The sequence below is a fragment of the Bilophila sp. genome, from assembly GCF_057864385.1.
In genome coordinates, this window is sequence record NZ_DBMAFI010000079.1 from 1 (window position 1) to 13,820 (window position 13,820).

Consider the following 13,820-nt stretch of genomic DNA (forward strand, 5'->3'; position numbering starts at 1 on the left):
ATCAGATATAATACATTGAATTATTTAACTATCTTTCAAACTAAAAAAGATTTATATAATAATTTCAAATAATTATCTGTAAATGACAATACAACCTAAAACACTTGGCTGTGTTAAAAAATGGTTGATGCTTTATTCCTTGAAATTCCAAAGGGATAACAGAAAAAAAGCCTTAGCCGTAGATCCCGCCAAGGGGAAAACTGGAAAAAAGGCTGTATTTTCACCCCACTGTGGAGATGAAACAACTACATACTATAACAGAGCCAAACACTTTCACGTTAAAAATACTCTCCCGACTGCGGGAAGCAGGCGGTCGCTGCGAAGGCATAAGCACAATGTATTTGTGGTGTTCAATGCCGAAGTGAACGTGTCTTAAACGCTAATATTGTAAAATTTTAAAGTTGTTTTACTCAAAAGAGAAGAAGAAGAAGAAGAAGATGATGATGATGATGATGATGATGATGATTGATCTATGTATTCTTAAAGACTATGCTATAGTAATGGATTCATATTTATTAAGATTATAAATAACAGATTAAACATTTCAGTTATAAAAAAACATCACAAAATATATACTAAAATTTACTATAAATTGTGATAAAGAAAATGGTTGATGTTTTTTCTTGAAACTCAAAATAGACAATTTGAAAAAATACTTTAGCTGTGGATTCAGCCAAGGGAAAAACTGGAAAGAAGGCCGTATTTTTCACCTCACTGTGGAGATGAAACAACCGTATACTATAGAGCATTACTATATCAAATAAATATACCAGACATATTTACAATAAAAACAATACTTTCAAATAAATTTTATGCTCTCTGAAATAAAAATTTTCTCTCTGATACAGACAGAACAAGTAAAGGCCATGTCATAGAAAATAGCTGATGATTTATCTCTTAAAATAATAGCGGCCCCAAAAGAATACCCCAAGCATGAAGTCAACCGACGAACACAGGATAAAAACTCTTTTTAGCATATTACAAAAAATAAAAGGCCATGTCATAGCATATGGTTGTTTTATTTCTGCAATACACTGAAAATATATATTTTATCTGATTTTCCGCTAATAGGCTCCATAATTGGGGCATTTTATTGGTTATTTATTTGGAATTTCAATAAAATAAAGCATCAACCGTTTCCTATGACACAGCCAACGAAAATAAGCATATCCTATGAGTCGGTATAGATAAAAAGCCCTTCCAGCCATCTCGGTGGAAGGGCTTTTCATCCGCATGGAAAACCAGCAGGAGGGATTCGATAAAGCCGAAAGTCTTTGTGAGGGAAGGGGGAGGGTTTAAGGGAGGGAGAAGGGAACCTTTCTGGAGAAAGGTTCCCTTCCCCCTCCCTTATTCCTTCCTTCTTTTTCCTACTTTTCCTCTCCATCATCCTCACCCAGCGCAACCAACGCGACATGGGCGGCTTCCTGCTCGGCCCGCTTGAGACCGGGGCCGGAGGCGCGGAACTGCCTCCCGTCGGGCAGATCCACGCGGACGGAAAAAATCTTGGCGTGTTCGGGACCACAACTGTCCTCAAGCGTATATACGGGAAGCCCTTTGCTGATGCGCTGCGTGGCCTCCTGCAGCTTCGTCTTGAAGTCCTTGCGCCGCACCTTCGCAGCACTCTTCGGCCAGAGATCGGCATACAGCCGCTCCACGACCGCGCGCGCCTCCTCAATCCCGCCGTCCACAAATACGCCGCCGAAAACAGCCTCCATCGCGTCCGAAAGCAGGGAATCGCGCTGGCGCCCTCCCTGATTCTCCTCGCCGCGGGCAAGGCGCAGGCAGCCGTCAAGATGCAGCTTGCGCGCAACGGCCGCCAGCGTAGCCTCATTGACGAGGCTGGAACGCAGGCGCGTCAGCTCGCCTTCCCTTGCATCGGGGAACCGGGCGAAAAGCTGCGCGGAAACGGCAATCTCCAGCACGGCGTCGCCGAGGAACTCCAAACGCTCATTGTGCGCGTTGCCCGCCGCATGCTCGTTAGCCCACGAACTGTGCGTCACCGCGAGCAGCAGCAGCGATTCATCCTTGAAACGGTACCCTATCCTGTCCTGCAACACATCCAGCGTCATGGCATGACCTTATTTCGATTCACAAACCTTTCATAAACCTTACTTGTCCACAGATGTGTCTCACCTATCACGCACACCGGGGCAAGGCAACCGGAGCCGTACGGCGACGACGCGGATGCCGCGGAACCGGACATCCGCCAATCACTTCTTGACAGCGTATGGGAGAGCCCCTACTTTGGGCGATACACAATTTTAAGGAGCTCACAATGTCCAAACCGATCCGGCTGTTCAAACTCGTCACCGGCGAACTGGTTCTCGGCAAGTTTGACGAAGAAGCCAACATGCTCGAAGACGTGGCGATCATTCAGGTCGTTCCCACCCAGCAGGGTGTCCAGATGATGATGCTTCCCTATGGCTATCCTTTTGAACAGGAATTCAAGGGCAGCATTTCCGGCAAGCACTTCATGTATGAATACAAGAAGCTTCCCGACGATCTCGAAACCAAGTATCTGGAAGCCTGCACCAACCTGACCCTGTCCACGGGCGGCCTCGCCGGCGCCGCGGGCAAGTCTCCGCTCATCAAGTAGCCTTGTCCCCGCTTCGGATGAAAACGCCCCCATCCTGCCCGGCTTGTTCCGGGACGGTGGGGGCGAAGTGTTCCCTCAACCCCGCCGCCTGCGGAACCCCTCCTTATGAAAGAACTCCTCTCCCTGCTGCCCCGGCCCAGTCACTACATCGGTACCGAGGAAGGTTCCGTCCACAAGGAGCCCGCGTCCGTTCGCCTGCACTGCGCCCTTGCCTTCCCTGATCTGTACGAAGTGGGCATGTCCTACCTCGGACATAAAATCCTGTATGCCATCCTCAACAACCGGGAAGACATCTTTGCCGAGCGCGTATACGCCCCCTGCCGGGAAACCGGCAGGCTCCTCCGCGAGCACGGCGTCAGCCTCGCCACGCTGGAAAGCGATACGGACATCGTGAAGACGCATATGTTTGCGTTCGCGATCACGCATGAACTGTGCTTCACCAACGTGCTGTACATGCTGGAACTGTCCGGCATCCCCCTCCGTGCCGCCGAGCGCGGGGACGATCTGTTCCGCTGGCCCCTCATCGTCGCGGGCGGCGGATGCGCCATCGCCTCGGAACCGCTCGCCCCGTTCATGGATCTCATGCTCCTCGGCGAAGGCGAAGAGATGGTTCCTGAATTGTGCGACCTCATCATCAAGGCCCGCGAAGAAGGCTGGAGCCGCTCGCGCCTCATCGGGGAAGCCGTCAACATTCCCGGCGTCTATGCGCCGTCGCTGTACACGCATGACGCCAACGGCGTGCTCACGCCGCTGAAACCGGATTTGCCGACGCCCGGACGCCGTATCGTGGCGGATTTCGACAGGGCCGCCTATCCCGAAAAGCAGGTTGTCCCGTTCGGTGCGGTCCACAACCGCCTCAGCCTCGAAATCGCCCGCGGGTGTACCCGCGGCTGCCGTTTCTGTCAGGCGGGCGTCCTGTACCGCCCCGCCCGCGAACGCAGCCTGCCGAACCTGGAAAAAATCCTCGAAAACTGCCTGAACGACACCGGCTTCGACGACGTGTCCTTCCTTGCCCTCAGCACGGGCGACTTCTCGGCGCTGAAAACCTTATTCCTCGGCACAATGGATCGCTGCGAAGCGGAGCAGATTTCCGTGTCCCTGCCGTCCCTGCGCGTGGGCTCCATCGACGACGACATCATGCGCCGTCTGGCGGGCATCCGGCGCACCGGGGCGACCCTTGCCCCTGAAGCAGGCAGCCAGCGCCTGCGCGACATCATCAACAAGGGCGTCACCGAAGAGGGGCTGATGCTGCATGTCCGCAAGCTGTTTGAACACGGCTGGCAGCAGGTGAAGCTGTATTTCATGATCGGCCTGCCCGGTGAAACGCAGGAAGATATTGAAGCCATCGTAGACCTGTGCCGCAAGGCCCGCGACGCCGCAGGGCGGGGGATGCCGCGCCTGCAGGTCACGGCGGCCATCTCGCCGTTCGTGCCCAAATCACACACGCCCTTTCAGTGGGAGCCGCAGATCACGCTGGAGCAGGTGCGCGAGCGCATCCAATATCTGCGCGACGCTTTCAGGGCCGAAAAATGCCTGAAACTGCGCTGGCATGAGCCGGAAATGAGTTTCCTCGAAGGCATCCTGTCCCGCGCCGACCGCCGCATCGCCGACGTCGTGGAAAAGGCGTACCGCAGGGGGGCGATCTTCTCAAGCTGGGTGGAAAACTTCAGCATCGATCCGTGGCTGGAATCCCTTGCCGAATGCGGCCTGAGCGCCGAGGAATTCACCGGGTCCCGCGCCCTCGACGCGCCCCTGCCGTGGGATCATCTCAATGCAGGGGTGTCCCGCGAGTTCCTGCTGCGCGAACGCCGCCGCGCCTTTGAAGGGAAGATTTCGGAAGACTGCCGCTATGCGGCCTGCCGCCACTGCGGGGCCTGCGATACCGCGGCGGGGAAATCCCTGCTTCCCCGCACGCCGGGGCTTGAAGAAGGCACGCACCACAACAGCCTGAACTTCAAACAGCGCGACCAGCTCGAACATCAGCCGAACCTCGACGAGAACGGCCGCCTGCTCATGCCGCCGAAGCCGCCCAAGGCGACCGAACCGCCCGCGATCAACTCCGCGCTGGCCGTCAAAGCCGTGCGTTACCGCGTCTGGCATACCAAGGAAGCGGAAGCCGCCTATATCAGCCAGCTTGAACTGCAATCCCTGCTTGAACGCGCCATGCGCCGCGCAGGGCTGCCGATGGCGTTTTCGCAGGGCTTCCATCCCCTGCCCCTCATCTCCTTCGGGCGCGCCCTGCCCGTGGGCGTGGAAAGCCAGGCGGAATGGTTCTCCATCGTCCTGCGCGAACCGCTTTCCGCCAAGGAGGTCATGGAACGCCTCGCGCCCCGGATGCTCCGGGGGATGCGCCTCGACAGGCTGGAAGAAATTCCGGTCAACGACAAGTCCGTGGGCTCCGTACAGGAAACCTTCTCCCTGCGCTTTGTGGGCCCGGAAGCCGACAAACGGCTGTTTATGGAAGCGTGGGACGATTTCACGGCCACGGACTCCTTTATGTTCACCCGCGAAACCAAGAAAGGTCCCCGCACGGCGGACATCCGCCCGCTCTTTCAGGTCATCGAATGGGATGAGCACGGAACGCTTTATCTTGTGACCGACTGGTCTGAAACCTACATCTCCCCCATGACGCTCGCCCGTGCCATTACGCCTTGGGCCGAACCGCATCAACTGAAAATCATGAAGCTCTCGCAGATGTTCGGATAAAAAACGACACGGCGGCCTTCTCACAAATGTGGCCTTAGCCACCCCCTTGAACCATAAAAGGACACCCCAATGAGGTGTCCTTTTCTTTTTGGCTGCACCATAGGGAATGCTGATGCTTTCTTTCTCGAAATTCCAGATGAATAACCAATAAAATGCCAAATACCCAACTATAAAGTCCATCAACGAAAAACTAAAAAAACTGTATTTTCACCATACGGTGGAGGTAAAAACAACCACATACTATTATGACGTTTCTTCTTTTTCAAAATATCAGTCATAACAAACCACTAACGACTGATATTTTCCCTCTTGAAGTTCACTAAAAAGAAGGCTGTGTTATAAGGAAATAGCTGATGCTTTATTTGCTGATGTTTTCTTTCCTGAAGTTCCAACAGAGCCAGAAACAAAAAATGCCTCAGTCATAGAGGCCGCCGACGAACAACATAAGAAGAAAAAAGTCCATGTTTTTCAAGGCCGTTTTATAGAAAACGGTTGATGCTTTTTTCCTTGAAGCTCCAAAGGAATAACCGACAAAATGCCTTAGCCGTGGTTCCCGCCAAGGGGAAAACTTGGAAAAGGCTGTATTTTAACAGCGTTATAAAAACAAAACAACCCAATACTATAACAGAGCCTTTTTCAATGCACTATAAAAATAGGCTCTACCATAGCATATGGTTGTTTTATTTCAGCAGTATGCTGAAAATAGAGACTTTTTCCCCAATTTTTCCGCTGACGGGCTCCATAATTGGGACACTTTATTGGTTATTCCCTTGGAATTTCAAGAAATAAAACATCAACCATGTACTATGAACAGCCTAAAAATAAAATTCTTAGGCTCTGTCAGAGTACATGGTTGTTTTGTTTCAGCAATATATTAAAAATATATGCTTTTTCTCCAATTTTCCGCTGGTGGGCTCTGTGATTGGGGGATTTTATTGGTTATTCTCTCAGAATTTCAAGAAAATAAAGCATCAATCGTTTTCTATGACACAACCTAAAATAAAACTCTTATTTCCGATGACAGAGGCTTTTCAGAAGTGCAAACAATCTGCCCAAAGCCTCTTTCACCCAACAGTCGGCGCCGGGAAAACCACGAATAGGGATTCGATAAACACGAAAGTCTTTGAAGAGAAGGGGGTGGGGTTTGGGGAGGGGGAGGAGAAACTTTCTTCAGAAAGTTTCTCCTCCCCCTCCCCAATGCTGCTTCATGCTGCAGCTTCCCCCCCCCTACCGCTTCCGCTGCATGCGGTCGCGGATGATGATGGCGATGAGGTTCATGCCGAGGACGAGGACGAGCAGTATCAGCGCAGTCCCGTACTGGAGGGGACGGGTTTTCTCGATTTCCGTCCCGGCTGTGGCAAGCACATACATATGGTACGGGAGGGACATGACCGCACTGAAAACGGAATCGGGCATCTTCGGCGTGTAAAATACGGCGGCGGTGAACATGATCGCCGCGGTTTCACCGGCAGCGCGGGCCAAGCCGAGAATGGCCCCGGTCAACATGCCGGGGACGGCGGCGGGCAGGACTACGCGGGCGATGGTCTGGCTCTGGGTTGCGCCGAGGGCAAGGGATGCCTCGCGCCAAGCGTCCGGAACCTGCCTCAACGCCTCTTCCGTCGTGTTGATGATGACCGGCAGGGTCAGCACCGCCAGCGTCAGCACGCCGGCAAGCAGGCTCACCCCCATGCCGAGAAAGGTCACGAAGAACGCCAGCCCGAACAGCCCGAACACCACGGAAGGCACACCCGCAAGGTTGCTGATGCCGAGCCGCAGGTAACGGGTATACCGCCCTTTCCCGCCATATTCATGCAGATACACGGCTGAGGCCACGCCAAGGGGGAAGGCTATCAGCATGGCCCCGAAAGCCAGCAGGAACGTCCCCACGATGCAGGGCCAGACGCCCCCGGCGGTCATCATCCGGCGCGGGGGCTCGGTCAGGAACTCCCAGCTTATCGCCGGGCTCCCGTTCCAGAGCAGGAACACGCACACGCCGACCAAGGCCAGAATATTGATGCCCGCCGCAACGCGCAGCAGGCCGAACATCATTGCCTCCCGCCGCTGGCGCGACGCATTGTCGCTGTGAAAGGTGATCGTCGTCATGGCATATCCCTACAGGCCGGAGGACCCGGTTTGCTTGTGCTTTTCCGCGATGCGGAACGCCAGCATGTTGAACAGGAGCGTAAACAGGAACAGCACGATGCCCGTGGCGAACAAGGCGAAGTAGTGATCGCCCCGGAAAGGCGCCTCCGCCATCTCAGCGGCGATGGAAGCGGGCATGGGGCGCACGGGGTCGAAAATCGAGAGCGGTATGATGGCCGCGCCCCCGGCAACCATCAGCACGACCATGGTTTCACCGATGGCCCGCGACATGCCGAGCATGACGGCGGTGCCGATGCCGGACAGCGCGGAGGGGATGACCACGCGAATCAGCGTTTCCCAGCGGGTTGCGCCAAGGGCCAGCGACGCCTCGCGCAGCGTGCGGGGAACCGCGAACAGCGCATCCTCGGCCACGGAACAGATGGTCGGCACGCTCATGAACGCCAGCATGAGCGAGGCGTTCAGCAGGTTGAGGCCGGTATCAGCCCCGAACCAATCCTGCAGGAACGGGGCGACGATGACCATGCCGAAAAAGCCGATGACGACCGAGGGCAGCGCCGCCAGCAGTTCGATGAACGGCTTGACGATGCGCCGCGTCCGGCTGTCCGCGATCTCCGCCAGATAAGCCGCCGTCATGATGCCGAGCGGCACGGCGATGCACGACGCCAACGCCGTTACCGCCAGCGAACCCACAATCAGGGGGAAGATGCCGAATTCCGGCGGCTCGGACGTGGGATACCACAAGTGGCCCGTCAGGAAATCCCACAGGGGATAGTCCGCAAACAGCGGCAGCCCTTCCATAAACAGAAAGAGCATGATGCAGGCTAGGGAGAGAAGCGATACAAAGGCCACGCCCGTCAGCAGCCACCGGATCGATTTTTCCTTCAGTTCTCTGGACATGGAGTCTCCGTTTCTCTTCTGGGGCGCTGTGTTCCGCGCCGCTCGCCGCTGCGTGTCCGCTGCGGCTCAGGGGCCCCTTTTCCTTATCAAGGAGCCGCCATGCTGTTCTTCTTGGCTTCACGCAACCCTTCCTTCCCCAGCCGTAACCCGCTGGGGAAGGAAGAGGGAAGGGCCTTTTTCAGGCTCCTCCCCACTGGGCCTACTTCTTCGCCAGCGGCACGAAACCGACTTCCTTCACGGCCTTCTGGCCCTTGGCGGGGTCGAGGATGTACTTTATGAGCGCACCGGAAGCGCCGGAGGGCTCGCCGTTGGTGAACACATACAGTTCGCGGCTGAGGGGCCATTCCTTGGAAAGCGCGGTTTCGGCGGAAGCCGCAACCTTGCCGATGTGCAGGCCCTTGATGCTCGGGGCGAGGTAGCCGAGGCCCACGTAGCCGATGGCGTTGGGGTTCTTGGCGACAACCTGTTCGACCGCGCCGTTGGAAGCCTGAAGCAGGGCCTTGGGCATGACCTTGGCCTTCTTCATGACCAGCTCTTCCCACGTTTCGTAGGTGCCGGAGGACGTATCGCGGGACACGACCACAATGTTGGCGTCGGCGCCGCCCACTTCCTTCCAGTTGGTGATCTTGCCGGTATAGATGTCCTTGAGCTGGCTCAGGCTGAGTTCGGTGATCGGGTTCTTGGGATTCACGACCGGAACGAGCGCATCGACCGCAACGGCGGTACGGACGGGGTTGATGCCCTTCTTGGCGGCCAGTTCCTTTTCACTGCCCTTGATGTCGCGGGAAGACATGGCGATGTTGGCCAGCCCGTCGAGCAGGGCCTTGATGCCGTTGCCGGAGCCGCCGCCGGAAAGCGCAATCTGCACGTTGGGGTTGGCCGCCATATAGGCTTCGGACACCTTCTGCATGATGGGCAGCACGGTGGTGGAACCGTTGACGACGATTTCGTCGGCGGCCTTCGCCTGGGCGGGCAGAAGGCAGGACAGGGCCAGAAGGGAAGCCAAAACAATGCGTTTCATCTGCATGAACTCCGTTTTTTTCGGTTTGCAACGAACGGCCGGGACGACCGCCCGGACAAGCTGGAAAATAGGGCGGCTTCGTGTCAAAACGATGACGGAAAACCGAAACGCAGGTGACGAAGAAAGATTTATCGCCACGGAATTGTCACAATCGCTTCATGTTCCCGTCACCCGCCGCAACTAGAACCATTCAGCGAGACTGCAACAAGGAATCAACCATGATCAGCGAATCAGCCACCATTCTCATCGTCGAGGACGAGCAGGACATCCGCGAACTGCTCGCCTACAATCTGGAAAAGGAAGGCTACGCCACCGTTCAGGCAGCGGACGGCAAGGAAGGGTTGGATCTGGCCCGCTCCCGCAAGCCGGATCTCATCCTGCTTGACCTCATGCTACCGAAAATGGACGGGCTTGCGGTCTGCCGCGAACTCGAACGCGACGCCGGCACGGTGCGCATCCCCATCATCATGCTGACCGCGCGCGGCGAAGACGTGGATCGCATCCTCGGCTTCGAGCTGGGGGCGGACGACTATGTGGTCAAGCCCTTCAACATCCGGGAACTGCTGCTCCGCATCCGCGCCATCCTGCGGCGCCAGGTCATGGTGGAAAGCAACCCGGTGCTCACGCGCCACGGGGTCAGCGTCGATCCCGCCGCCCATAAGGTCACGGTGCTCGGCCATGAGGTCGAGCTTACGGCTACGGAATTCCGCCTCATAGAGGATCTGCTGCGCAACGCCGGGCGCGTCCGCACGCGCGAGGAACTGCTCGCGGCGGTTTGGGGCTATCAGTTTGAAGGCTACGCCCGTACGGTGGACACCCACATCCGCCGCCTGCGCAACAAGCTCGGGGACGCGGCCGAAATCATCGAAACAGTGCGCGGCGTAGGCTACCGCTGCAAGGAGTAACATGCGCGACACCAAGTTCAGGACACGCCTCTTCCTCTGCTTCTTGGCCGTCATTGTCATGACGCTGGTGCTCCCGGGGCTGTATGTCCGCAAAAACATCAAGGAAGACGGCATAGACGAGACCATCCGCAATGCCCGGCGCGAAGCCGCGCTCATCCGTATGCAGATGGAAGCGGCCCCGGACGGCGTACAGGGGCTCTCCGCCGCCTTTGACCGGATCGGCACGGAGCTCGGCATCCGCATCACCTTCATCGGCGCGGACGGAACCGTCCTTGCGGAATCCGACTCCGAACAAATCAACCTGAACGACCTCGACAACCACGCGGATCGCCAAGAAATCGGGGCAGCCGTCCGGGAAGGCTTCGGGGTCAGCATCCGCCACAGCAATACGCTGGATACGGATCTGGTCTATGCGGCCCTCCCCTTCCCCGCCGCCGGAAGCCTGCCGGACGGCTTCATCCGGGTCGCCGTGCCGCTCAAGCATGTGGAAGAACGCATCGCCCAGTCGGAACGCCAGTGGCTCGCCATCGTCGGGCTGGCAACGCTGATCGCCCTGCTCTTCGCCTACGGGCTCTCGACGCATCTGGAACGCTCGCTCAAGGAGATGATCCGGGTCGTGGAAAGCATCGCCACAGGCCCCGCCGGGCAGGGCAGCCGCCGCCGTCTCCATATCCTGCCCGGCAGGGAATTCCGGCGGCTGGCCCGTGCCGTCAACGAAATGGCCGACCGTACCGAGGAACACTTGCGCACCATCGCGGAGAACAAGGCGCAGCTCAAAACCATCCTCGACGTGATGAACGAAGGCGTGCTCGTCATCGGTGAAAAAGGGCGCATCCGGCTGGTCAACCCCGCCCTCGTGCGCCTGTTCCCGCAGGCCAAGGACGCGGAAGGCAAGTTCCCCGTGGAGGTCATCCCCGCGGCGGAAATCCAGCAGGCCCTCGACGAGCTGCTTTCCGCGCCGCAGGACAAGCCCCGGCTCATCACGCTGGAAGTGGAGCCCCGCCCGGACATGATCCTGAGCGTGCAGTTCATCAGGCCCCGCGAAGCCATCCATGACGTGCTCGCCGTGGCGGTCTTCCACGACATCAGCGAAATGGCCCGGCTCATGCGGGTACGGAAGGAATTCGTCGCCAACGTCTCCCATGAGCTGCGCACGCCCTTGACGGCCATCGCGGGCTACGCCGAAACGCTCCGGGATTCCGCCGCCGAAGATCCCTCCATCTGCGCCAAGTTTGCGGAAACCATCCTCCGCAACGCCCAACATATGGGGACGATGGTGGAAGACCTGCTCAAGCTCTCGCGCATCGAGAGCGGCGCGGTGCCTATGGAAATGGAAACGGTGAGGGCCGCGGGCCTCCTTTCCGACGTGACCACGGCCTGCCAGCCGCAGACCGCCCCGCACGGCCTGAAGCTGGAAACCGACATCGATCCCGCCCTTGCCGTGCGGGCCGATCCCCACTTCATCGGGCAGGTTTTCCGCAACCTTATCGAAAACGCCTGCCGCTACGCCCCTGAAGGCTCCACCATCAGGGTTTCCGGCGGGAAGCACCTCGACGGCAACGGGCTGCCGGAAGCGCTGTTCACGATACGCGACGACGGGCCCGGCATCCCGCAGGCGGACATCGCCCGCGTGTTCGAGCGCTTCTACAGGGTGGAGAAGCACCGCAGCAGCCCCGCCTCCACCGGGCTCGGCCTTGCCATCTGCAAGCACATCGTCGAGCGCCACGGCGGGCGGATCTGGGCGGAACCCGGCCCCGGCGGCTGCCTGCAATTCACGCTTCCCCTCTCTGGGGAAACGGAAAAAAGGACGTGACGAAGCGCCCCTTCCCCAAGAAGGGGCCCGAACCCCGCAGCCCTTCCCCAGACGGCACAGATTCAAAGAACGGAAAACCGCCCCGCAAGCCTTCCGGCCCCAAACGGGACACGGCCCCTTTTTGACTAAAAAACCCCGTCCGGCATCACCGGCGGGGAGCAACATAGGCATTTGTGAGCGTACTCATGGAGAAAACCATGCCCCAATCCATAGAACCGTCCGTCACCCTCGACAGCGCCCAGGCTCCGAAACCTTCCGGGGAGCCCAAAATGGCGGCCCGGAACGTCAACTTTTTCTACGGCAGTTCCCAGGCGCTCTTCGACATCAGCCTTGAGTTTCCCGAAAAACAGGTCACGGCCCTCATCGGCCCGTCGGGATGCGGCAAGAGCACGTTCCTCCGCTGCCTCAACCGCATGAATGACCTTATCCCCGGCACGCGTACCGAAGGGCTGCTCACGCTGGACAAGGAAGACATCAACGCCCCCGGCTTCGACGTGGTGAACCTGCGCCGCCGCGTGGGTATGGTCTTCCAGAAGCCGACGCCGTTTCCGAAGACCATTTTTGAGAACGTGGCCTACGGCCTGCGCGTCAACGGCGAGCGCGACGAATCGCTCATCGCCGACAAGGTGGAGGAAAGCCTCCGCCGCGCCGCCATCTTTGAAGAGGTGAAGGATCGCCTGCACACCTCGGCGCTTGGGCTCTCCGGCGGCCAGCAGCAGCGCCTGTGCATCGCCCGCGCCCTTGCCGTGGAGCCGGAAGTCCTGCTCATGGACGAACCCGCCAGCGCCCTCGACCCCATCGCCACGCAGCGCATCGAGGAAGGCATCCACGAGCTCAAGAGCCAGCTCAGCATCGTCATCGTCACCCACAGCATGCAGCAGGCCGCCCGCGTCTCCGACCGCACCGCCTTTTTCTATATGGGCAAGCTGATCGAGTGCGATCTGACGGAGAAGATTTTCACCAACCCCTCACTGAAGCAGACCGAGGACTACATCACCGGGCGCTTCGGGTAAGCCGCCCGCCCCAATTACGCACATGCGGAACACATTCCGCCAAGGAGACGCCTTATGGCCTATCAGGAACACTACACGCAGCAGCTTTTGGACAACCTGCGCGCCAAACTCCTCATCATGGGGAGCAAGACGCAGCAGGCCCTCGACGATGCCGCCATCGCGGTGTTGAATCACGATCTTCCCCGCGCCGCCGCCGTGCTCGACGGAGATACGGATATTGACGACCTTGAAAACGAGATCGATGAAGCCACGCTCAACATCCTCGCCCGCACGCAGCCCGTTGCCCGCGATCTGCGCTTCCTTATGAGCGTCGTGCGCATGGTGTTGGATCTGGAGCGCATCGGGGATGAATCCGTCGTCGTCGCCGAGCAGGTCACGCTCTCGGACAAGCCCGTCCCCTCCATTGTGGAAAAGGATCTCAGGGCGCTGTGCACCCGTACGAGCGCCATGCTCCACAATGCCCTGCTCGCCTTCCAGAACGGCGACGCCCCCAGCGCCCTTGCCGTCAGCCGCTACGATGATGAAACCGCGCAGATGATGGTGAACATTTTCCAGAAGCTCATGCAGGCCGTCGGCGACCGCACGCTTGAGCCGTGGGAGTCCATGCACATCGTGCTGATCACCCGTGCCTTGGATCGCGTTTGCCGCCGCGCCGAGAACATCGCCGAGCACGCCTATTTTATGGTCGAGGGCGTCAGCCTCAAGCACCGCAGGACGTTGCCGCAGGATGGGGAGAAATAGGGATTCGGGGGAGGGGAGGGAAAAA

At 57.9% G+C, this 13,820-nt stretch carries 10 protein-coding genes; 6 read left to right on the plus strand and 4 right to left on the minus strand.

Going from position 1 to position 13,820, the window contains the following annotated elements; all coding sequences use genetic code 11:
• Window positions 1–1,367: 1,367 nt before the first annotated feature.
• A complete protein-coding gene (gene rnc, locus ACZM8Y_RS15965; protein WP_302554601.1) occupies window positions 1,368–2,069 on the minus strand; it encodes a ribonuclease III in 702 nt (233 codons plus the stop codon).
• 206 nt (window positions 2,070–2,275) lie between these two features.
• Here rnc and ACZM8Y_RS15970 point away from each other — a divergent pair, with 206 nt between their 5' ends.
• Both ACZM8Y_RS15970 and ACZM8Y_RS15975 read left to right on the plus strand, forming a co-directional pair.
• Window positions 2,276–2,596 carry a hypothetical protein gene (locus tag ACZM8Y_RS15970; RefSeq protein WP_302554600.1) on the plus strand — a complete coding sequence of 107 codons (321 nt, stop codon included), beginning with the start codon at window positions 2,276–2,278 and terminating at the stop codon, window positions 2,594–2,596.
• 105 nt (window positions 2,597–2,701) lie between these two features.
• Entirely contained in the window at window positions 2,702–5,302 is a 2,601-nt protein-coding gene (locus ACZM8Y_RS15975) for a TIGR03960 family B12-binding radical SAM protein (RefSeq protein WP_482334489.1), read from the plus strand.
• Between the two features lie 1,227 nt (window positions 5,303–6,529).
• On the opposite strand, the gene pstA is transcribed toward ACZM8Y_RS15975, so the two are convergent.
• The 3 genes from pstA to ACZM8Y_RS15990 form a co-directional block, all read right to left on the minus strand.
• Entirely contained in the window at window positions 6,530–7,348 is an 819-nt protein-coding gene (pstA, locus tag ACZM8Y_RS15980) for a phosphate ABC transporter permease PstA (protein WP_337430367.1), read from the minus strand.
• A gap of 66 nt (window positions 7,349–7,414) precedes the next feature.
• Window positions 7,415–8,302, minus strand: a complete 888-nt coding sequence (gene pstC, locus ACZM8Y_RS15985; protein WP_302552514.1) for a phosphate ABC transporter permease subunit PstC — start codon at window positions 8,300–8,302, stop codon at window positions 7,415–7,417.
• 199 nt (window positions 8,303–8,501) lie between these two features.
• Window positions 8,502–9,329, minus strand: a complete 828-nt coding sequence (locus ACZM8Y_RS15990) for a phosphate ABC transporter substrate-binding protein (protein WP_302552513.1) — start codon at window positions 9,327–9,329, stop codon at window positions 8,502–8,504.
• A 212-nt stretch (window positions 9,330–9,541) separates the two neighbouring features.
• On the opposite strand from ACZM8Y_RS15990, the gene ACZM8Y_RS15995 reads away from it, so the two are divergent.
• The 4 genes from ACZM8Y_RS15995 (at window position 9,542) to phoU (ending at window position 13,795) form a co-directional block, all read left to right on the plus strand.
• Window positions 9,542–10,228, plus strand: a complete 687-nt coding sequence (locus tag ACZM8Y_RS15995; RefSeq protein WP_302552512.1) for a response regulator — start codon at window positions 9,542–9,544, stop codon at window positions 10,226–10,228.
• Between the two features lies 1 nt (window position 10,229).
• Window positions 10,230–12,041 (plus strand): sensor histidine kinase, encoded by a 1,812-nt coding sequence (locus tag ACZM8Y_RS16000; protein WP_482333566.1) that lies wholly within the window; start codon window positions 10,230–10,232, stop codon window positions 12,039–12,041.
• Window positions 12,042–12,310: 269 nt separating this feature from the next.
• A complete protein-coding gene (gene pstB / locus ACZM8Y_RS16005) occupies window positions 12,311–13,054 on the plus strand; it encodes a phosphate ABC transporter ATP-binding protein PstB (RefSeq protein ID WP_308771540.1) in 744 nt (247 codons plus the stop codon).
• A gap of 54 nt (window positions 13,055–13,108) precedes the next feature.
• Window positions 13,109–13,795: a phosphate signaling complex protein PhoU gene (phoU, locus tag ACZM8Y_RS16010; protein ID WP_308771537.1), complete on the plus strand. Its 687-nt coding sequence runs from the start codon at window positions 13,109–13,111 to the stop codon at window positions 13,793–13,795.
• Window positions 13,796–13,820 lie beyond the last annotated feature (25 nt).